Here is a 19,493-nt window from a genome sequence, read left to right on the forward strand (position 1 = left end):
ACTCCCAACTCATCGCTGCGAAATAAGGAGATCCCATGGCAGGTTGGTTCGAGTTGAGCACCAGCAGTGACGGTCAGTACCGCTTTGTTCTCAAGGCGGGCAATGGCGAAACCATTCTTACCAGTGAGCTGTACAAGGCCAAGGCCTCTGCCGAAAGCGGCATCGCTTCGGTCCAGGCCAACAGTGCGGCCGATGAACGCTATGAAAAGAAAGTGGCCAGCAATGGCAAATTCCACTTCAACCTCAAAGCCGCCAATCATCAGGTCATTGGCACCAGCCAGCTGTACACCACCGAACAGTCGCGCGATGCCGGCATTGCCTCGGTGAAGATCAACGGCAGCAGCAAAACGGTCAAAGACAACACCTGAAGCATTGCGCCGCTTCTCGGATAAACCCGCCCCTGCCCCCCACCTGCAGGAGCGGATTTATCCGCGAGGCCCGGCGTAACCCGCCAGGCGGCGACACCCCCATCGCCGAAAGCTTATACGCCACTAATCACTGCTTGCCGTCCGAAAACACAGGTTGACCGTTGTCCCTTTGCTTTTGCTACTGGTCAGGCTGGCGTGACCGCCAAAGCGCTTCATGATCAGTTTCACCAACATCAAACCGATGCCAAACCCGCCATGCTTGATGGAGCAACGCGGCCGAAACAGCGCTTTCTGTTGTGCGGTGGTCATGCCCTTGCCGGTGTCACGAAGGACAATGTTCAAGCGCTTGAGTGAGCGCTGATTGATGCCTATGTACAGCACGCCGCCTTCGGGCATCGCATCAATGGCATTGGACACCAGGCTATTCAATATCTGCACAAGCAACGCGTGATGACCGGTGACCGGTAGCGAGCCGTTGGCTGAAAATTCCACATGAACATTGGCAGTGCACAATGGCTGCTCAAAGTTGCGAAGGGTCTCAAGCACTGCCTCCACCGGGTCGACCTTGCCGATTTCACCTTTCAGCGAAGTGGACGCGCTGTGCAGTTCCTTGATCCACGCTGACATGCGATCGACCTGACTGATGATGTCGCCGATGTTTTTGCAGGCCGCCTGAGAACCAACCTCCAGGGCCAACTCGGCACTGGAGCGGACCACCGCGAGGGGGTTGCGCAAGTTGTGCGCCACCACACTGGATACTTCGTTAAGCAGGGCGGCCATTTCATTGTCGATGTTTTGTTGAATTCTCGAAGAAAACAGGCCGCCATGCTTGCCCGTGAACGAGAGCAGGCCCAGATAAATCAGCCCTGCGCCAATGGAGCAGGCAAGCCAAACCAGCAGATTCCCCCAGCGGGTACTGGCCAGCCAGCCTGGCGGAGCGGTATAGAACTCAACGACGGAGGGAACTTTCCCGGCGGTATTGACCAGCGGAATGTAGTTCTCGATAAAGATGCTGCTGGGTTGGCGCGTGAACTGCTGTTCGCTACGACTTTCCTTGACCTGGTGGTAGCTGGCAACGACGCCATCCTTGCTGGATTCAGCGCCCTCAAGTTCCTCGTCGTTAGTGAAGCGCTGGCCGATCAACTTTGGGTTGCTGGACCAGATAATGACTTTGTCTGGCGCATAGACATTAATCAGTAACGTATCCGGCTGTTTGGCGATATTGCTCAGGCTTTCAAAAAAGGCGCGCCGGGACTTCTGGCGACTCACCTGGGCTTCCTGAGACAAGCCATCATCTTCGCGCGGGTCAAGCACGTCGCTTGTTTGATAACCGGCCAAGCCCATGTTACCGGTATCCACCGCGCCCAAGGCCTGGATAAACTTGGCAGTCAGCGTTGTATTTCGCTGAGTGTCGGTATTGATAATCAGGATGCTGGCAATAAGCCCAAATACAATTGCGACTAAAATTATGCTGGATCCGATCAGTAGCGAAGGTTTTCGACCCTCTTTGAGTTTGCTCAGGAACGCGACGATGCGTTTCAACGGCAGCAGGTCAGGACTCCATGGCGCTCTGCCCCATCCCTCCTTTGCACCCTCGGTCTCACTGATTGCATGCGGCTGCCCGAGCGTGTGCGGGCTATCGTAGCGGACGCCTTCGTCCCGGCCGGATTTCAGCAGCACGGAGGCTTGCAGGTTTCTCTCGTGAATTGGCTGCATGCGCTTCACACCTCGAGAGTTTGAAAGATTATTGCAACGTGGACTAGGGAATTAGCACGCTTCATGCCAAGCCCGGTCGCCCCTGACGCCTGAGCCCAGGTGACGTCATGCCTTAATCCATCACCCAGAAAATCCCCTCATTTGGGGGTATTTGGGGTTTTTCAGCACCCGTTCGGGGGCCACTATCCCGGTCTGTCGCAGTCGGCTCAGAACAGGACATCGAGGATCACACTGTCCAGGTAGCTCCCCGCCGGTGGCGTCGTCTGGTCGGCATACACCTTGGCGTTGTAGTTGAACACCTGGCTGCCGGTTCCGGTACCCGCCCCCGGGTTGATGTCGGCATCGCTGCTCGCCCGCCGGGCACTGGTCAGCACACCCCAGCGCACGGCACTCGCGCTTTTGAAGATGTCGTAGCTGATGAAGTTGCCCTGACTCGACTTCATCCGCCGCCGCCCGCCCACACTCAACGGATTCAGGCCGTCACTGAGCCCTACGGTGTAGCTGCTGCCCTTGGTACACGACAGGCTGACGCTCTGGTTCACCGCACTGAAACCGCTGATCACCGGTGCGCTGCCGAAGTTGATCGCCGGCGTGGTGATCTGGCAGTCGTTGGTCACCGTCAGGCTGACGGTGAAGGTGGTTGATTGCTGAAAGATTTGCCGCCCCAGGCAAATGCCAAGCGCGCCGATGCCATAGCAATAGTTGATATCCCACAATACGCTGAAGGTCTCCTGATAAAGCCCCGCCGCCACGTTGCTGCCGATCTGGGTTTTCAGGTAGATCGGCACGCTTTTGGGCGAGGTGCCATTGAGCAGCCCGAGGGCGTCGATAATGCCGTTACGGGCAAAGTCGTAGGGCTGCCCCCGGGTAATCGGGAAGTTGGTACTGTTATTGGCATACAGGGTGTAATTGATCACGTCGCCCTTTGGCCCCACCAGACCGGTGGTGGAGCCCGTCGGCGTGAAGGTGGCGTAAAAGTGGTCATTGGTAGCCAGCAGGCTGAGCAGCGAGCCGGTGCACTGCAGGCCGGCATTGGTGGTCGATGCCGACTGGATGACGGTGCGTACCTGTGTCGAGTTCACCGAGCCAAAGGCCGCCGGCAGTGTCGCCACCACCGAGCACAGGGCCTGCGCCTGGCTGCAGGCCAGCAACGTCAATGCCGCCAGCAGGCGCTTCATTGACACACCAGGGGCCCAAGCAGCGGCACTTGCTGCTGATCACCCTCAACGCTGAACTGCACCCGGCAACTGCCGCCGTCCGTGCGCTGCACCACCACGCTGTTATGTTCGGCCAGACCTTCCAGGTACACCAGGCCATCCCAGCCCACCACGGTGCGCGCACCGCTCTGCTCGTGCAGCACCTGGCTGCCCAACGGCAGGTCGTGCTGGTTCGCGTCGACCAGGTGCAAGCTGGCCGCCATCACCTTGCGCATTGGAAACTCCAGCAGGTAGCCAGTGCCCCGGCGCACCGCCACGCGCTGTTCAACCTGTGCCACCTGCACGGTGCTGGGCAACTCCATGGGGTCGACTTCATACTTGCCCCGGTAGTAACCGCTGCTCCAGGGCACCAGTAAATGCCCATTGCTGTCGGTGCGGCCGATCAGCTGGTTTTCATAGCGCACCGGTACATCGGCAAAGCCATCCGTGCTGACCACTACAAAGGCATCGTCGATGCGGTTGGCGGCAAATACCCCGGCATCCATCCACACCAGCGAGCCGCTGGCATCCGCCCAGCGCGTGGTATCCCCGCTGCTGCCATAGGCGCCCGCCTGCAGCTGCACCGATTGCAGGCGCCAGGTCAGATCGGCCTGTCGATAGGCCTCGCGGTCGCCATCGGCGTAACCCAGATTGAAGCCCACGCCGCCTTCTGCCGGCACCGCGCGGCTGTAATTGACCCGCTGCAGGTTTTCACCGCTCTGGTTACGTTCCACGCTCATGCTCAAGGTGCCGCGCAGGTCGAACGGAATCACCCACTGCGCCTGCACCGCCCATTGGCTGTCGCCGATCTCGCGGTTGGCCGACAGGTAGACGCTGCTGTTGCCCCACAGCGGCTTGCTCCAGCTCAGGTTGATCAACCGGGTGCGGCTGTTGTCACCGGCGCGCACATCGAAGTAGCCCGCGCCAAGGCTGCCATAACGATCAAGGTTGAGGCTCAGGGTGACCTGCTCGCTGCGCTGGCTCAGGCGTGTATAGGGACTGTCGAGCAGCGACAGGTCGGCGTAGTCGCCACGTCGCTGCAAGCGCTGGTAGTTGAAGCCCAGGCGCGGGCTGTTGTACTGGTAGCCCAGGCTCAATTGCTGACCGCTGCGACCGTCAAAGCGGCTTTGGCTGACGGCACTGTTGACCACCCCCCAGTTGCCTACCTGAAGGTTGCCACCCACGCCGCCCAGAGCCAGTGACTCGGACGCCTCGGCATGGCTTTCCAGGGTGAAGCGGTCACTCACCCCATAGCGCAGGCTGGCGGCGGTTACGCCTGGACCATAGACAAAGTCGCGCAAGGCGTAGTCACGGCGCAGGCTGCCGGCGGCCACGGAAAAATCACTAAGGCCCTGTTGCAGCAAACTGCTGGTGACGTAAAACGGCAAGGTCGTCGACACCTGCCGACCCAAGGCATCGGTGGTCACCACTACCGCTTCACCGGCGCCATTGATGAACGGAACATTGGTCAGGGTGTAGGGGCCTGGCTGCAGTTCGGCACTGGCGCTCTTGTAGCCATTGATGAACAGGTCCAGCGACGAGGGCACTGCTGCCTCACCGGCGAAGGCCGGCAAGGGATAGGTGACCAGATCCGGGCGCACGCCAAAATCGCGCGACAGCTGCACGCCGCCCAGGCGTACCGAGCTGGTCCAGGGCAACGCGCCGCTCAGTACGTCGCCCACCTCCCAGGTCAGCAGGCGCGGCTCGTCGCTGTAGCGCCAGGTGGTGTCATAGCGGCGAAAACCGGTCTGGCTGTCATCGAACTGGCTGCCGCCCAAGGCCTGGCGCCACTGTCCGGTGCTCGACAGCGTGCCCCAGCTGTCAAACAGGCGCAGTTCGTTCCACGCCGCCAGGTAGCTGCCGCCATTGTCGGTATCGTTGTAGTACAGGTCATAGTTGAACAGCGCACCAAAACTGCTGCGCGCATCACTGGCCGGGGCCAGCTGGCGATTGCCGATGGCCTGGCGCGGCAACCAGGCCGCGGGTACCTGAACAAGCAGGCGCTGCCCCTGGCTGTCGTACTCGCTGTGCAGGCCGTCGACACTGTCCAGTGCCACTTCCGCGGCCGTGAGGCCCGGTACCTGAACGCCAGCCGCCTGCAGGTCGACGGTCGCCATGTACAAACGACCGCCCCGCTGCTGCACCGCCACCAACGCCGTACTACTCATCTGGTTGACCACCAGTTCCAGGTACAACTGGACCTCGCCCACCGCTTCCAGTGTCGGCGGCGGCGGAGGCAGCCCGCTTGCCAGCAACGGACCGTTGCCCAGCATCAGCAGCGCACAGGCCGTCAGCGCCAGAGGGCGTGGCGTGACTGAAAAAATACTCACACACCGTATCCATCCATTACCGGGTCCTCCCTGGCCCCAGTGACTGCGCAATCAGCGGCTGTTCATTGCCCCTGACTGAGGGTCTGCGCCGGCTCCTGCCCGTTGACCCGTCCCTTGAGTACCGATGCCGCGCTCACTGCTTGCGGCAGCGGCCAGCGCATGCTGGCGCCGGGCAATACGTAACCGAGCAGGCCTTCCACCAGCGGCCGTTGCTGCCCGCCCTGTTGCAGCACCACGTCCGTCAGGCGTGCATGCACAGGCCCGGTGTTGCGAATTTCCACATAAGGGCGGCCCTGCACCGACACCTGGCGCCAGGTCAGCGCCGGCTTGCCGACACCACTTGAGTCGCGCTGGCCGCTGGCATCGGCTTTGCCCCACAGCCCCTGGCCGTAGACAAACAAGGGCACCGAATATCGCATCTGAAAACGGATGGCCGCTTGCGGCGTGTCGGCAGCGGTCGCGTCTGGCAAGGCCGGCGGAATCTCATCGATGATGATCCGGTAGGCTTGCTCCTGGCCCACGGGCGATGCGCCGGTGCGGGTCAGGCGGATCAGTTGCTTTTGTCCCGGGGCGATGTTTGCTACGGGCGGGCTGCCGATGATCTCGCGCTGCGCCTGGTACTGATCGTCGTAGTCGCCCTGGCGCCAGGCAAATACCCGCACCTGCAGGTTGGCCGGTGCCGTACCGCGGTTTTCCAGCCACAACGCCCCGGCTTTCTGCTCCGCTTCAAGCACCGGATCGATCGGCCAGATCAGCACCGAAGTTGCCGCCTGCAACGGCGCCGTACACAACAGGGCCAGGGTGCAGCCGAGCAACTTGATCGTTCCATGGCGCGTACCTGCACATAGCCTCATGCATAACCTCCTTGGTTACTTGCGCTTGCCGATAGACCCATTCACCAGGTCAGGGTTACTTGCACAACATCGGTGTAGGTGCCAGCCGGCAAGTTGCCAGGCAGTTGCGCCCGTGCGTACACCGGCAGCTTGATGGTGTTGGCATCGCTGTACGTCACAGCCACGCTTTGATTGATGCCAAGGGACTGGCTGAACCCGGCATCGCGAAACAGCTGGTAGGCGACCAGTTGCGTGCCGGTGGTGCGCTTGAGATTGCGGCTGGCGCTGGCACTGTTTTGCCCGGCATCGATACTCATGTTCAGCGCCATGCCCGGGGTGCACTGCAAGGTCACCGTGGTGCCACTGAGTGCGGTCGTCACCGGGCCAGTGAGCAGTGCCGAAACGCTGCCAAAATCGAGGTTGCCATAATTGCTCACCCCGCCCAGCACCAGGCAGCCGGCCACGACCTGGGCACTGACCTGAAAGGTACTGGTGGTGTCCCCCGGCGCCGGCGCAGGCAACCCGCACAGCAACGCCGTCAGCATCCCTTGCAGGGTGCGCAACATGCCTCAAAAGCTCAGCTCGACGCTCACCGTGTCGGTGTAAACCCCTGCAGGCAGGCCGGCCTTGCCCTTGGCCAGGCCATAGAGGTTGACCGACTGCGCCACACCGGTGCTGGTCGGCAGGGTGATCGTGCCGTTGATTGCCAGCAGTTGCGAATGACCAGCGTCGGTGTAGAAGTCGTAGGGCACAAAGTTGCCCGCGCCGTCAGCCAATGCCCGGGTACCGCCTGCGGATTGCGAGTCGTGGGCGCCGGTGCCGATTTTCACCACCGGTACCGTGCCACTGGAGCAGAGGATGCTCATCGCCCCGCCGCCACCGCCCAGCACCTGCGCGGGTGCCTGGGTGAACAGCGCATCCTGGGTACCGAAGTTCAATGCCCCGAAGTTCACCCCGGTGCTGCCGGTGGCACCATTGACCTGACAGCTGGCAATCAGCGTCAGGGTCGAGTTGATCTGCCCGGTGACGGTCGCCGCCTGGGCTTGCGTACACAGTGCCAGGCCAATACCGGCGTAAATGAAGCGGGATATGATCGGCTGCATGAGTCTCTCCTTGCGTGTTACCAGTCCAGGGTCACCATCAGGGTGTCGCGGTAGATGCCGGCCGGCAGCGCCTTGGGATGGGCGACGACCGCGCCATAAATGGGTATGGGGATTTGCGCGGCGCTACTGACGGAAAAATTCCGTTGCTGGCCGATGCCGTAGCGGGCGCGGCCCGAGGGGTCGGCGGAGAGCTGGTAGGCGATCAGCTCGCGGCCGTTGCTCAAGCGGCGGGTGGCGCCGTCACCGTTGGCGCCACCGTTGATGCTCACGGTGAAGGCGCGTACCGACGGGTTGCAGCGCACCTGCAGGCGGCCGTCACCGGCCACTTCGTCCAGGCGTGAATGCAACGGGTTGACCCAGCTTGGGCCCTGACTGCCGAAGTCCAGCACCCCTGCCCCTGACGGCTCGATACTGCCACCGGGTTCACCGCTGATCTGGCACGCGGCGCTGATGACCAACTGCGCCTGTATGTGCCCGGTCATGGCCGCCAGGGCATCGGGTGCCACCAGCAACAAAGGGCCGATACCCAGCATCAATACGCTGTTCATACTGCCAGTTCCTTTAGCAGTGACCTGGTCAAGCGCTCACCAGGTGACGGTTACTTTAAGCAGGTCCGAGTAGCGCCCTACGGCGGGCACCTCGGCCAATCGGTCGATCCGGGCGTACAGCGGCAGCGCTGCCGATCCGCTGGAAGGCACCCGGGCATGCTGGACCTCACCGACCGGCAACGGCACGCGCCAGGCGGGGTCCTGATACAGACGATAGGGAATGGGGCGTGACGCAGGCTGGTTGCTAGCCAGGTAGCGCACCTCGCCGACGCCACCGTGCTGGCCGGCATCAACCGCGATCTGGTAACTGGTGTCCGGGTTGCATTCAAGACGCGGGGGGCGCTGGCTCAACAGCTGACTGGTGAGAGGACCGGCGGGGTCATCCAGGCGTGCGGTGGTACCGAAGTCGAGTACGCCGACCGCCTGAGCGCCGGCATCGCGGGGCTGATGAACCAGTACACACCCGCGCTGTACGTCCACTTTGACTTCAACCATGAATTCGGCGCCGGCTGCGCTGTCGGCAATGACCAGCCAGAGTAACGCCACCAGAGAACGTCCCTTCACCATCCCGTCCTTTCACCACAGACTTGTTGTGACCGTGAGGGTAGCAGCCGAGGGGGAAGCCGCCAGCCGGCGGAAAAATGTACAGGGCAGTACATATTGGGTAAATTAGCCGCCTTCGCTCAAGCGGGTGCACATTGCCCGCTACCCCCAAGGAGCCCGTTTTGCCTGCCCTTCCGCCTTCCTGGATGCGTTCGCCGCTGCGCACCATGCGCCAATTTTTTGGTGATCGTTCCGTTGACGCCGCCGGTCAGAATTCCACCGTTCGTCAGTATTTTCGCGAAAAAGCCGCGGCCCAGGGCTTCACCTTGAGCCCTGGCCAGTTGCAGGTGATCGACTGCATGGCCGTCCAGGCCGAACGATTGGGCAGCGGCCAGGCTCGCAGCCTGTACCTCTATGGCGCGGTCGGGCGCGGCAAGAGTTGGCTGCTGGACGGGTTCTTTCAGTGCTTGCCCTCAGCGCACAAGCGCCGCCTGCATTTCCATGACTTCTTTGCGCGCCTGCACGAGGGCATGTTCGAGCACCGCGCCGAGGAAGACGCGCTGGCCTGCACCCTGGATGAGTTGCTGATGGAGTGCCAGGTGCTGTGCTTCGACGAGTTTCATGTGCACGACATCGGCGACGCCATGCTGATCACCCGCCTGTTCCAGGCGTTGTTCGAACGGCGCATCTTTGTTCTGGTGACATCGAACTATGCACCGCAGGGGCTGCTGCCCAACCCCCTCTACCACCAGCGCTTCGAACCCGTGATCCGCCTGATCAACAGCCAGATGCAGGTACTGGAAGTAGGCGGCGAGCAGGATTTTCGCAGCTTGCCAGGCAATGCCGGCCAGCAGCGATTTACCCAGGGGCACTACCTTTGGCCGGGCCACCCCGAGCAGCGTAAGGCACTGAACCTGCCACCACCGACGAACACCTCACTCCCGTTGCAGGTAGGCAAGCGCCAGTTGCAGGCCAGCTTTATCCAGGGCAATACCGTGGGGTTCAGCTTCGCCCAGCTGTGCGAGCAGGCCACCGCTGTGATTGATTACCTAGCGCTGGTGGCGCGTTTCGACCACTGGATCATCGACGGGCTGCCGTGCCTTGAAGACTGCTCGATTGCCGAGCAGCAGCGTTTTATCAACCTGGTGGATGTGCTCTATGACCAGGACAAACACCTGGTGCTGATCGGTGCGGCGCCACTGGCACAGAGCCTGCGCGGTTCGGCCAGTGATCTGGCGCGCACCCGCAGCCGCCTGGGCCAGCTCAGGCAGACACAACACGCCACCTGCCCGGCCTGATCACCGGGCAGACGCGTGCACTCAGGCCGTACGGGCGAAGCAGGCCAGCACGGCTTCGATTTCACCCAGCACCGCCGGGTCATCCAGGGTCGACGGCGGGGTGTAAGCCTGCTGGTCGGCGATTTTCCGCAGCACCGCACGCAGGATCTTGCCGGAGCGGGTCTTGGGCAGGCGCTTGACCACCCGCACCTGGTTGAAGCAGGCCAGGGCCCCGATGTGCTCGCGCACGCTGGCTACCAGCTCGCTTTGCAGCGCGGCCTCGCTGATGCCCTGCCCGTCCTTGAGCACCACCAGCGCCAGTGGCACCTGGCCCTTGATGTCGTCATGCACGCCGATCACCGCACACTCGGCCACAGCGCTGTGACGGGCGACCAGGTCCTCCATTTCGCCGGTCGACAGGCGATGACCGGAGACGTTGATGACGTCGTCGGTGCGCCCCATGATGTAGACGAACCCGTCGTCATCGAGGTAGCCACCATCGCCGGTGTGGTAGTAGCCCGGGTAGGTTGTCAGGTAAGCGTCCAGGTAGCGCTGGTGATCGCCCCACAGGGTCTGGCTGCACCCCGGCGGCAACGGCAGGGCAATGACAATGGCGCCTTGCTGGTTGGCGTCCAGCAGTTGACCGTCGTCATCCAGCACGCGCACGTTGTAGCCCGGCACCGCCCGGTTGCTTGAGCCCGGGCGCGCTGCGCTACCGTCGAGGCCGACACAGGGCGCGGTCACCGGCCAGCCGGTTTCGGTTTGCCACCAGTGATCGTGCACCGCCTTGCCGCTGACCGACTCCAGCCATTGATGGGTGCTGGAATCGAGCTTTTCGCCCGCCAGGAACAGCTGGCGCAGGGAACTGAGGTCGTAACGGCGCAGCAGTTCGCCGTTGGGATCTTCCTTGCGGATCGCACGCATGGCCGTTGGCGCGCAGAACAGGCCGTTGACCCGGTACTGCTCGACTACCCGCCAATAGGCGCCGGCGTCGGGTGTGCGGATCGGCTTGCCCTCGTAGAACACCGTGGTACAGCCGTTCATGAGAGGGCCGTAAACAATAAGCGAATGGCCGACCACCCAGCCGACATCGGAAATGCCCCACCAGATATCGCCCGCCTGCATGCCGTAGATATGGCGCATGGCATACCCCAGGGCCACAGCGTTGCCGCCGTTCTCGCGGACGATGCCTTTGGGTTTGCCGGTGGTACCGGAGGTGTACATGATGTACAGCGGATCAGCCGCTGCCAGTTCGACAGGCGCCACCGGGCTGGCAGTGGCCACGGCGCTTTGCCAGTCCAGATCGCGTCCCTCGACCAGGGTCGCCGTGGCGTGGGGGCGCTGCAGCACCAGCACCTTGCGCGGCTGATGGCTGGCCAGTTGCAGGGCGCGATCGACCAGTGGCTTGTATTCGATCACCCGGTCGAACTCCAGCCCGCACGATGCCGTCAGCAGCAAGGTCGGCCGGGCATCGTCGATACGCAGGGCCAGCTCGTTGGCCGCAAAGCCACCAAACACCACCGAGTGCACCGCACCAATCCGCGCGCAGGCCAGCATGGCCATGGCCGCTTGAGGCACCATGGGCATATAGATGATGACGCCGTCGCCCTTCTTCACCCCCAGCTCGCGCAGCAGCCCGGCCAGACGGGCCACCTCGTCGCGCAGTTGCACGTAGGTAAACTGTTGCTGGCTGCCGGTTACCGGCGAGTCGTAGATCAGGGCGGTCTGCTCGCCACGCCCCTGCTCGATCTGGTGATCCAGCGCCAGGTAGCAGCTGTTGAGGTGCCCGTCGGCAAACCACTGGTGGGTGCCATCGGCGTTTTCACTGAGGGTCTGCAGCGGCTTGCGGTACCAGGCCAGGCGCTCGGCCTGTTCGGCCCAGAATGCAGCAGGATCGGCGATGGAATGGGCGTAGCTGTGCTGATAAGTCATCGATACTGAACCCTGAACTTGTTGTTATTTAAAAGGGCGAGAGTCGAGTATGGACTTGTGTGGCGAGCCTGCCATATGACTTAAGTCTCATCGGATGTGCACAAATGCATGCTCCACCCCAACGGATGACTGGCGGGCACTGAAATCACCTGCTACGGACCGATTCCGCTATCATGGCGGCCGCTTTTTTATCGGACCTGCGTTCTCCACATGCACACCCTCACCGATCTCAAGATGGGCCGACTGGCCGGCATCACCCGGCTCAATCTGAGCGACGAGCTGGAACAGTTCCCACGGGAAATCTTCGACCTGGCCGACAGCCTGGAAATCCTCGACCTGACCGGCAATCGCCTCAGCGCCCTGCCGGATGACCTGGGGCGCCTGCACCGGCTCAAGGTATTGTTCTGCTCGAACAACCTCTTTACCCACGTGCCCGAAGGCGTCGGCCAGTGCCCGGCGCTGGAAGTGGTCGGGTTCAAAAGCAACCAGATCGGGCAACTGAGCCCGAACGCCTTGCCCAGGCGGTTGCGCGCCTTGATCCTGACGGACAACTGCCTGACCGAATTGCCCGAAGCACTGGGCGACTGTGCAGACCTGCAAAAGATCATGCTGGCCGGCAACCGCCTGCAGTCGTTGCCCGCAAGCCTGGCGCGCTGTCAGAAGCTTGAGCTGATGCGCATTGCCGCCAACCAGCTGCCGGCCTTGCCGGAGTGGTTGCTGAAGATGCCGCGCCTGGCCTGGCTGGCGTATGCCGGCAACCCGCTGCCAGCGCCCTTCTGCGCACCTGAGGAGCCAGGTGATTGCCCGCGCATCGACTGGCAACACGTGCGCCTGGCCCAGGTGCTGGGCCAGGGTGCTTCCGGGGTGATCCATCAGGCCCGCTGGCGCGAGCAGGATGAGCCCGTGGCAGTCAAGCTGTACAAAGGGCAGATGACCAGCGATGGCTCGCCGCTGAACGAGATGGCCGCCTGTATCGCCGCGGGCGATCATCCGCAACTGGTACGCCTGGCCGGGCGTATCGACAACCATCCCGAGCAACTGCCGGCGCTGGTGATGCAATTGATCGACCCGAGCTGGTTCAACCTGGCTGGGCCACCGAGCCTGGCATCCTGCACCCGCGACACCTACCGCGAGGCGCAGCGCCTGAGCCTTTCCAGCGTCACCCGCCTGGCGACCGCCGTTGCCTCGGTAGGCGCGCATTTGCACGGCCATGGCATTGCCCACGGCGACCTCTACGCGCACAACATCCTTTGCGACGAACACGGCGACTGCCTGCTCGGCGATTTTGGTGCAGCGTCGTTTTACCCGCAGGACGGCAGCGCTACAGCGGCCGCATTGCAGCGAATCGAGGTATTGGCATTCGGGGTATTGCTGGGGGAACTGCTGTCACGTTGCGAGACGCAATGCGAGGCGTTGCAGGCGTTGCAACGCGACTGTGTGCAGCCCGAAGTACAGCTGCGACCGGGGTTTGCCGAAGTCTGCCAGCGCTTGAGCTGACCCTCCATCGTCGGCAGTGCCGACGATGGAGGTTTGAATCAACCCGCCAGACCTACGTACACGTTCTGTACGTCATCATTGTCATCGATGGCGTGCAGGAAGGCTTCAACCTCAGCCATCTGCTCATCGTTCAGGCCGCTGACCGGATTCTTCGGGGTGTAGCCGATTTTCGCCGAAACCACGGTGAAGCCTTGGCCTGGCAGGGCTTTCTGCACGGCATCGAGGTCGGTGGTGTCGGTGATGAACAGGGTCGAGCCCTCTTCTTCGCCTTCTTCAACCTCTTGCGCACCCGCTTCGATCGCAGCCTCTTCCGGGTCGGCGTCCGGCGTATTCGGCGTGGCTTCAATCAGGCCGACGTGGTTGAAATCCCACGCCACCGAACCCGAAGTACCCAACTGACCCTTGCGGAACAGTACGCGGATCTGCGCCACGGTACGGTTGACGTTGTCGGTCAGGCACTCGACGATCAGCGGCACCTGATGCGGGGCGTAGCCTTCATAGGTCACGGCGGTGTATTGCACTGCATCGCCATCAAGCCCTGCACCCTTGCGGATCGCCCGCTCCAGGGTCTCACGGGTCATCGAGGCTTTTTTCGCCTGCTCCACGGCAAGACGCAGGCGCGGGTTCATGTCCGGGTCAGCGCCGGCTTTCGCGGCGATCTGAATCTCCTTGGACAGCTTGCCCATGATCTTGCCCTTGGCGTTGGCGGCTGTTTCTCTATGCTTGGCTTTCCACTGTGCGCCCATCTCGACTCTCTTGTTTCAGGTGCCGGTTCAGGTAGCGACCGGCCAAAGTGGCGAGCAGTTTATACGCAACGCAAGCCGTCGACAAAAAAACCCTTCAGCCTTTGTCGGCCTTGCCTGCGGCAGCGGCAAATCGCGCCAGGCGCACGTCGAGGTGGCGCGGGCGGCGGCCATTGTCCTCCGCCTGTTCCTTGCGACGAATGGCGTTACGCACCATCAACGACCCCAGGTAACGGATCGGCTCCGGCGGAAAATAGCCCAGCGGGCCATTGACCAGCGGCGAGCGCGTCCAGGGATTGTCCAGGCCCAGGGCCAGCGACGAGAGGATCTGCCCGCCCATGTGACAAGGGCCGACACCGCTGCCCGAGTAGCCAAAGCCATAGAACACGTTGCCATGCTCGCCCAGCCGGCCGAAAAACGGCAGGCCGGTTACCGAGCGGTCCGAAGGACCGTTCCAGGTCGCCGCCACCGGTGCCTGGGCCAACTCCGGAAAGAACTCGCCCAGGCTGCGACGCAACAGCGCCGCATAGGGTGAAGGCTGGTCGAATACCGGCAACATCCGCCCACCAAAGGCAAAGGTGTTGCCACCCTTGCCAAGCATCAGCCGACCGTCGCTGGTGTTGTGGTAGTAATGCACGAAAATCCGCGAATCCAGCACGCTGACGCCATTGCTCAAGCCAATTTGCTGCAACAGTTCGGGTTGTGGCTCGGTAATGATCATGTCGCTGGAGACGATTGCCACGCTGCGCTCGAACTGCGGGAAGGCCCGCGCCATCCAGGCGTTGAGGCCCAGCACCACGCGGTCGGCGCGAATCGCGCCGCCGCTCGTTTGCACCACCGCTTGCGGCCCCTCCTCCAGGCCGGTCATGGCCGTTCCTTCAAATATCCGCACGCCTTTTTCCAGCGCCACCCGGCGCAAGCCACGCACCAGTTTACCGGGTTGTACCGTGGCCGCCGCCGGCGAAAACCAGCCTTCAAGGTGCCTGGCCGAGCCCGCCAGGCGCTGCACCTGGTCGACTGCCAGGCGCTGAAACGAGTTGATGCCCTGACGCTCCAGGGCAGCAATCACCCCGTCCGTGGCGCCCACCTGGGCGCGGTTGGTGGCGGTGTACAAGGTACCGTCAAGCCGGTAGTCAGCATCGATACCGTGTTCGCGGCAAAAATCACCGATGGCATAGATGCTCTGCTCCGAGGCCTTGACCAGGCGCACCGCCTCCTCTCGGCCAAACAGGCGTTCGAGGGTGAAGTACTTGGCCGACCATGACAACGCGCAGCCGCCATTGCGCCCACTGGCACCGGCGCCGCAGATGTCGGCTTCGATCAACACCACATCCAGCGCCGGTTTCTGCGCCTTGAGCATCAGCGCGGTCCACAGGCCGGTGTAGCCACCACCGACAATACACACGTCGCAACGGCTATCGGCGCGCAAGGGCGGGCATGCGGGCGCGTCTTCCTGTTCCAGCGCCTGTTGCAGCCAGAAGGGTCTCATGGTCGGTTCCTCGTAATACTCAGGTACGCAATGGTTTGATGGCCATGGCGGTGTTGGGTACGACTGCCGGGGTATGCTCGGCCGTCGCCGGACGGCTGTTCCAGTGCGGTATCAGCACCAGCGCAGAGAACAGGGCGCAACCGGCAAAGACGATGAACACCGTGACGCCATCGAAATAGCCTGGCAGCAGCCCGCCTAGAATCGCCCCCACCGAACCGCAGCCGTTGACGAAACCGGCCGCCGTGGCACCGGCTTTGGCGGTGCCGAAGTCGATGGCTGCCGCACCGCTGATCATCGAATCCGGGCCGTACAAGGTCAGGCCCATGACAAACAGCAAGGCCACCACCAGCATCACACTGCCGCTCTGCATCGCGCCCATGAACAGTGCCAGCACCACCGTGAGCACCAGCAGGCTGATCACGCAGGCCGGCATGCGCCGCGCGCCAAAGAGTTTGTCCGAGGCCAGGCCAATCATGATCGGGCCGAGCAGGCCGGCCAGTTCGAAAGCGGTCGGAATGATCGCCGCGCCCACCTTGCCCACCGACGGCATCTGCTCGAAGACAATCACCGGCCCCCAAAGCAAAATGGCGTAGCGCGCCGGTTTGAGCATGAAGTAGGCCAGGCCCAGGGTCAGCACCGTACGGTTGCGCATGATCTCGCGCAGCGGCGCCCAGATGCTGCACAGGTTGGACGCCGGCACCATGCTTTCAGGTTCCGGCTCCACCGCCGGCAGGCCGACGTCTTCAGGCTTGTTGCGTTGCAGGAAGAAGAACAGCACCGCGACCAGCGCTACTACCGCGGCACTGGAAAAGAACGCGGCGTGCCAGCTGCCGATCAGGGTATAGGCCCACCACCCGGCGAACGGCGATGCAACCAGGCCGCCGAAGGCATAGCACGAACTCCACAGCCCCAGCACCCGCCCGCGCTGGGACGAAGGAAAGAAGCTACCGATGTTCTTGCACAGCCCCGCCCAGCCTGTGGACTGCGCAAGCCCCTGCACCAGCATGCAGGTGGCAAAGATCGGGAAGGTCGCGTAACTGCCCATCACCAGGGCGGCAGCGGCGGAAATCACCAGACCGCCAAGCACCACGACCCGCGGGCCAAAGCGGTCGGCGAGCATGCCCCAGGTGAATTGCCCCACGGCGTAGGCCGCCAGGTAGATGGCGTCGAGGTTGGCCATGGCCATTTTGTCGAGGGTAAAGCTTGGGTCTTCGCCGATGCCCAGTTTGGCCACCGAGAAGGCTTTGCGGGTGAAGTAGAACGCGGCGTAGGCAATCCAGGTAATGGCAAAGATTTGCACGCGCCAACGTTTGATATCTGCACTGAATTTATTCATGGTGACCCTGACCTCGGAGCTTGAGTGTGCCGGCAGAATTTGAAAAAACGCCTGTCTTGTTCTTGTGTTGCGCACTGCGTGACAGCCGGTCGGGGCCGTCACCTGGTCAGATGGATCTGGAGCATGCAGGTATTGTTATGCCTTGTCAGCCAGGTCCATGACCCACCAGTCACGTCACGTGACGCGGTGGGCTGGATGAGATAGAAACAATTACTGACTGATAAATAAAATCGATTTATCGTATTACACAAATAAGCTCAGCTTGTAACAGGTGCTGCGATGTCGGTTTCCCATGCTCAGTTGAAAGCGTTCCACGCCGTTGCCCTGCACGGCAGTTTCACCCGTGCCGCCGAACGGCTGTTCCTGACCCAGCCGGCAATCTCCGATCAGGTGCGCAAACTCGAGGAGCGCTTCGGCGTATTGCTGTTTCACCGCAACAAACGTTCGGTGCAACTGACCGATCTGGGCGAGCGACTGCTGGGTATCACCCAACGCCTGTTCGCCTGTGAAACCGAAGCCCACGAACTGCTCCAGGACTCCCGTGCGCTGCAGACCGGCACCCTGGTACTGGCAGTCGACGCACCGGTGCATGTGCTGCCGCAGATCGCGCAGTTCTGCCAGCAGTACCCGGGGATCAGCGTCAAGATTGAAACCGGCAACACCGATGAGTCGCTGGTGCGGCTGTTCAACTACCAGGCGGACCTTGCCCTGCTGGGCCGCGATGTGGATGACGAGCGCCTGCTCTGTGTGCCGATGCGCAGCGACCCGATGGTGGCGTTCGTTTCCCACAATCACCCGTGGGCCAGCCGTGGCTCGATCAGCCTGGCCGACCTGGATGACACGCCGATCGTGCTGCGCGAACCGGGGTCGGTGACCCGCCAGACCCTGGAAGAAGAGATGCAACGCGCGGGCCTGCGCATTCGCCCGGCGATCCAGGTCGAAGGCCGGGAAGCGGCGCGCGAGGCGGTGGTGGTCGGCATTGGCGTGGGGGTGGTATCGGCCGCCGAGTTCGGCGCCGATGCCCGGGTGTGCGCGTTGCCGATTGTGGATTGCCAGCGACGCCTGACCGAAACCCTGGTGTGCTTGCGCGAGCAGAGTTCACGGCGGCTGGTCGCGACGTTCTTGCAGATGGTGCAGGACAGCCTGTAAATCCGCGTCGCGACGTTGCGACCGCTGCGCGCTCGATCGCAGGCTCCGCCAGCTCCCACAAATACCGCACACTACCCTGTGGGAGCGGGTTTACCCGCGAAAGGGCTGGCTGGCTCCTACGCAGCCTCCCTGCCCCGCGCCACCGCCTGGGCAGCTGCCAGCATCGCCCGCAACAGCACCGCGCAACCATCGGCCAGGTCCTGGGGGGCGGCGTTCTCGATTTCGTTGTGGCTGATACCGCCTTCGCACGGCACGAAGATCATCCCGGCCGGTCCCAGCTCAGCGAGGAAAATCGCGTCATGCCCGGCGCCGCTGACGATGTCCATGTGCGACAGGCCCAAGCCCTGCGCAGCACTGCGCACCGCCTCGACACAGACCTTGTCGAAATACAGTGGCGGGAAATCCGCCGTCGGCGTCAGGGTGGGCGTCAACCCATGCTGCTCGCAGGTGCTGCTGATGACATCCTTGACCTGCGCAATCATCGAGTTCAGCCGCGCCGGCTCCAGGTGACGGAAGTCCAAGGTCATGCGCACCTCGCCGGGTATCACGTTGCGTGACCCCGGGTAGGCCTGCAGGCAACCGACCGTGCCACAGGCATGCGGTTGGTGTTCCAGGGCCACGCGGTTGACGGCGGCGACCACCGCACTGGCACCGACCAGGGCGTCCTTGCGCAGGTGCATCGGGGTCGGGCCGGCATGCGCCTCGACGCCACGCAAGGTCAGGTCGAACCACTTTTGTCCCAGCGCCCCCAGCACGACACCGATGGTCTTGTGCTGGTCTTCTAGTATCGGCCCCTGCTCGATGTGCGCCTCGAAGTACGCCCCCACCGGATGCCCGCTAACGGCGCGGGGCCCGGCATAGCCAATGGCGTTGAGCGCCTGCCCCACGGTGATGCCTTCGGCGTCGGTCTTGGCCAGGGTCTCTTCGAGGGTGAATTTTTCGGCAAACACCCCCGAGCCCATCATGCACGGCGCAAAGCGCGAGCCCTCTTCGTTGGTCCACACCACCACTTCCAGCGGCGCCTCGGTCTCGATATCGAGGTCATTGAGGGTGCGCATCACCTCAAGCCCGGCCAGTACACCAAAGCAGCCGTCGAACTTGCCGCCAGTGGGCTGGGTGTCGATATGGCTGCCGGTCATCACCGGCGGCAATTGCGGGTTACGGCCGGGGCGGCGGGCGAAGATGTTGCCCACGCCATCGATACTCACGCTGCACCCCGCCTCTTCGGTCCATTTCACGAACAGGTCACGGGCCTGGCGGTCCAGGTCGGTCAGTGCCAGGCGACAGACCCCGCCCTTGACCGTGGCGCCCAGTTGCGCCAGCGCCATCAGCGACTGCCACAAGCGCTCACCGTTGATGTGGGCGTGGGTCGACTGCAGAACGTCCTGTGCTGTTTTCATGCTGTTCTCCTGCATCACGTGCCTGGCCTCTAC

Annotated in this window: 17 protein-coding genes; 4 read left to right on the top strand and 13 right to left on the bottom strand. The window is 62.8% G+C overall.

Annotated features, from left to right (window positions below):
* The first annotated feature begins 35 nt into the window (after positions 1–35).
* Entirely contained in the window at positions 36–368 is a 333-nt protein-coding gene (locus DM813_RS22805; protein ID WP_128325662.1) for a YegP family protein, read from the top strand.
* Between the two features lie 123 nt (positions 369–491).
* On the opposite strand, the gene DM813_RS22810 is transcribed toward DM813_RS22805, so the two are convergent.
* The 8 genes from DM813_RS22810 to DM813_RS22845 all read right to left on the bottom strand — a co-directional run bounded on the left by DM813_RS22810 (position 492) and on the right by DM813_RS22845 (position 8,658).
* On the bottom strand, positions 492–2,084 hold the full coding sequence (locus DM813_RS22810; RefSeq protein ID WP_128325663.1) for a sensor histidine kinase: 1,593 nt from the start codon (positions 2,082–2,084) through the stop codon (positions 492–494).
* A gap of 206 nt (positions 2,085–2,290) precedes the next feature.
* Positions 2,291–3,262: a Csu type fimbrial protein gene (locus DM813_RS22815; RefSeq protein ID WP_128325664.1), complete on the bottom strand. Its 972-nt coding sequence runs from the start codon at positions 3,260–3,262 to the stop codon at positions 2,291–2,293.
* Entirely contained in the window at positions 3,259–5,553 is a 2,295-nt protein-coding gene (locus DM813_RS22820; protein WP_128325814.1) for a fimbria/pilus outer membrane usher protein, read from the bottom strand. The genes DM813_RS22815 and DM813_RS22820 overlap by 4 nt, the downstream gene beginning before the upstream one ends.
* A 119-nt stretch (positions 5,554–5,672) precedes the next feature.
* Positions 5,673–6,464 carry a fimbrial biogenesis chaperone gene (locus DM813_RS22825; RefSeq protein WP_128325665.1) on the bottom strand — a complete coding sequence of 264 codons (792 nt, stop codon included), beginning with the start codon at positions 6,462–6,464 and terminating at the stop codon, positions 5,673–5,675.
* A gap of 41 nt (positions 6,465–6,505) precedes the next feature.
* Positions 6,506–6,988 (bottom strand): Csu type fimbrial protein, encoded by a 483-nt coding sequence (locus DM813_RS22830; RefSeq protein WP_241653237.1) that lies wholly within the window; start codon positions 6,986–6,988, stop codon positions 6,506–6,508.
* Positions 6,989–7,012: 24 nt separating this feature from the next.
* A complete protein-coding gene (locus DM813_RS22835) occupies positions 7,013–7,546 on the bottom strand; it encodes a Csu type fimbrial protein (RefSeq protein ID WP_128325667.1) in 534 nt (177 codons plus the stop codon).
* A 17-nt stretch (positions 7,547–7,563) separates the two neighbouring features.
* Positions 7,564–8,094: a Csu type fimbrial protein gene (locus DM813_RS22840; RefSeq protein WP_128325668.1), complete on the bottom strand. Its 531-nt coding sequence runs from the start codon at positions 8,092–8,094 to the stop codon at positions 7,564–7,566.
* Between the two features lie 36 nt (positions 8,095–8,130).
* Complete coding sequence (locus DM813_RS22845; protein ID WP_128325669.1) at positions 8,131–8,658, bottom strand: Csu type fimbrial protein; 528 nt, start codon at positions 8,656–8,658, stop codon at positions 8,131–8,133.
* Positions 8,659–8,819: 161 nt separating this feature from the next.
* Between DM813_RS22845 and zapE the strand changes: the two genes are divergently transcribed.
* The gene (zapE, locus tag DM813_RS22850) at positions 8,820–9,935 is read left to right on the top strand and encodes a cell division protein ZapE (protein ID WP_431312002.1); all 1,116 of its coding nucleotides are present in this window, start codon (positions 8,820–8,822) and stop codon (positions 9,933–9,935) included.
* 21 nt (positions 9,936–9,956) lie between these two features.
* On the opposite strand, the gene DM813_RS22855 is transcribed toward zapE, so the two are convergent.
* A complete protein-coding gene (locus DM813_RS22855; RefSeq protein WP_128325670.1) occupies positions 9,957–11,846 on the bottom strand; it encodes a propionyl-CoA synthetase in 1,890 nt (629 codons plus the stop codon).
* 210 nt (positions 11,847–12,056) lie between these two features.
* Between DM813_RS22855 and DM813_RS22860 the strand changes: the two genes are divergently transcribed.
* The gene (locus DM813_RS22860; protein WP_128325671.1) at positions 12,057–13,343 is read left to right on the top strand and encodes a leucine-rich repeat-containing protein kinase family protein; all 1,287 of its coding nucleotides are present in this window, start codon (positions 12,057–12,059) and stop codon (positions 13,341–13,343) included.
* 38 nt (positions 13,344–13,381) lie between these two features.
* Here the strand turns inward: DM813_RS22860 and DM813_RS22865 are convergent, their stop codons facing one another.
* From DM813_RS22865 to DM813_RS22875, 3 genes are all read right to left on the bottom strand, one after another.
* Positions 13,382–14,089, bottom strand: a complete 708-nt coding sequence (locus DM813_RS22865; RefSeq protein WP_128325672.1) for a YebC/PmpR family DNA-binding transcriptional regulator — start codon at positions 14,087–14,089, stop codon at positions 13,382–13,384.
* A 94-nt stretch (positions 14,090–14,183) separates the two neighbouring features.
* Positions 14,184–15,575, bottom strand: a complete 1,392-nt coding sequence (locus DM813_RS22870) for an FAD-dependent oxidoreductase (RefSeq protein ID WP_128325673.1) — start codon at positions 15,573–15,575, stop codon at positions 14,184–14,186.
* Between the two features lie 19 nt (positions 15,576–15,594).
* The gene (locus DM813_RS22875; protein ID WP_128325674.1) at positions 15,595–16,911 is read right to left on the bottom strand and encodes an MFS transporter; all 1,317 of its coding nucleotides are present in this window, start codon (positions 16,909–16,911) and stop codon (positions 15,595–15,597) included.
* 279 nt (positions 16,912–17,190) lie between these two features.
* Here DM813_RS22875 and DM813_RS22880 point away from each other — a divergent pair, with 279 nt between their 5' ends.
* On the top strand, positions 17,191–18,060 hold the full coding sequence (locus tag DM813_RS22880; protein WP_128325675.1) for a LysR family transcriptional regulator: 870 nt from the start codon (positions 17,191–17,193) through the stop codon (positions 18,058–18,060).
* Positions 18,061–18,176: 116 nt separating this feature from the next.
* On the opposite strand, the gene DM813_RS22885 is transcribed toward DM813_RS22880, so the two are convergent.
* Complete coding sequence (locus DM813_RS22885) at positions 18,177–19,460, bottom strand: Zn-dependent hydrolase (protein WP_128325676.1); 1,284 nt, start codon at positions 19,458–19,460, stop codon at positions 18,177–18,179.
* Between the last annotated feature and the right edge of the window lie 33 nt (positions 19,461–19,493).

This window comes from Pseudomonas alkylphenolica (assembly GCF_004025535.1).
In the GTDB taxonomy this organism is placed as follows: domain Bacteria; phylum Pseudomonadota; class Gammaproteobacteria; order Pseudomonadales; family Pseudomonadaceae; genus Aquipseudomonas; species Aquipseudomonas alkylphenolica_A.

What these genes read in the sequence shown, in the direction of transcription:
- DM813_RS22805 (WP_128325662.1), top strand. Translation starts at nt 36, where the DNA reads ATGGCAGGTTGGTTCGAGTTGAGCACCAGCAGTGACGGTCAGTACCGC.
- DM813_RS22810 (WP_128325663.1), bottom strand. Translation starts at nt 2,084, where the DNA reads ATGCAGCCAATTCACGAGAGAAACCTGCAAGCCTCCGTGCTGCTGAAA.
- DM813_RS22815 (WP_128325664.1), bottom strand. Translation starts at nt 3,262, where the DNA reads ATGAAGCGCCTGCTGGCGGCATTGACGTTGCTGGCCTGCAGCCAGGCG.
- DM813_RS22820 (WP_128325814.1), bottom strand. Translation starts at nt 5,553, where the DNA reads ATGCTGGGCAACGGTCCGTTGCTGGCAAGCGGGCTGCCTCCGCCGCCG.
- DM813_RS22825 (WP_128325665.1), bottom strand. Translation starts at nt 6,464, where the DNA reads ATGAGGCTATGTGCAGGTACGCGCCATGGAACGATCAAGTTGCTCGGC.
- DM813_RS22830 (WP_241653237.1), bottom strand. Translation starts at nt 6,988, where the DNA reads ATGCTGACGGCGTTGCTGTGCGGGTTGCCTGCGCCGGCGCCGGGGGAC.
- DM813_RS22835 (WP_128325667.1), bottom strand. Translation starts at nt 7,546, where the DNA reads ATGCAGCCGATCATATCCCGCTTCATTTACGCCGGTATTGGCCTGGCA.
- DM813_RS22840 (WP_128325668.1), bottom strand. Translation starts at nt 8,094, where the DNA reads ATGAACAGCGTATTGATGCTGGGTATCGGCCCTTTGTTGCTGGTGGCA.
- DM813_RS22855 (WP_128325670.1), bottom strand. Translation starts at nt 11,846, where the DNA reads ATGACTTATCAGCACAGCTACGCCCATTCCATCGCCGATCCTGCTGCA.
- DM813_RS22860 (WP_128325671.1), top strand. Translation starts at nt 12,057, where the DNA reads ATGCACACCCTCACCGATCTCAAGATGGGCCGACTGGCCGGCATCACC.
- DM813_RS22865 (WP_128325672.1), bottom strand. Translation starts at nt 14,089, where the DNA reads ATGGGCGCACAGTGGAAAGCCAAGCATAGAGAAACAGCCGCCAACGCC.
- DM813_RS22870 (WP_128325673.1), bottom strand. Translation starts at nt 15,575, where the DNA reads ATGAGACCCTTCTGGCTGCAACAGGCGCTGGAACAGGAAGACGCGCCC.
- DM813_RS22875 (WP_128325674.1), bottom strand. Translation starts at nt 16,911, where the DNA reads ATGAATAAATTCAGTGCAGATATCAAACGTTGGCGCGTGCAAATCTTT.
- DM813_RS22880 (WP_128325675.1), top strand. Translation starts at nt 17,191, where the DNA reads ATGTCGGTTTCCCATGCTCAGTTGAAAGCGTTCCACGCCGTTGCCCTG.
- DM813_RS22885 (WP_128325676.1), bottom strand. Translation starts at nt 19,460, where the DNA reads ATGAAAACAGCACAGGACGTTCTGCAGTCGACCCACGCCCACATCAAC.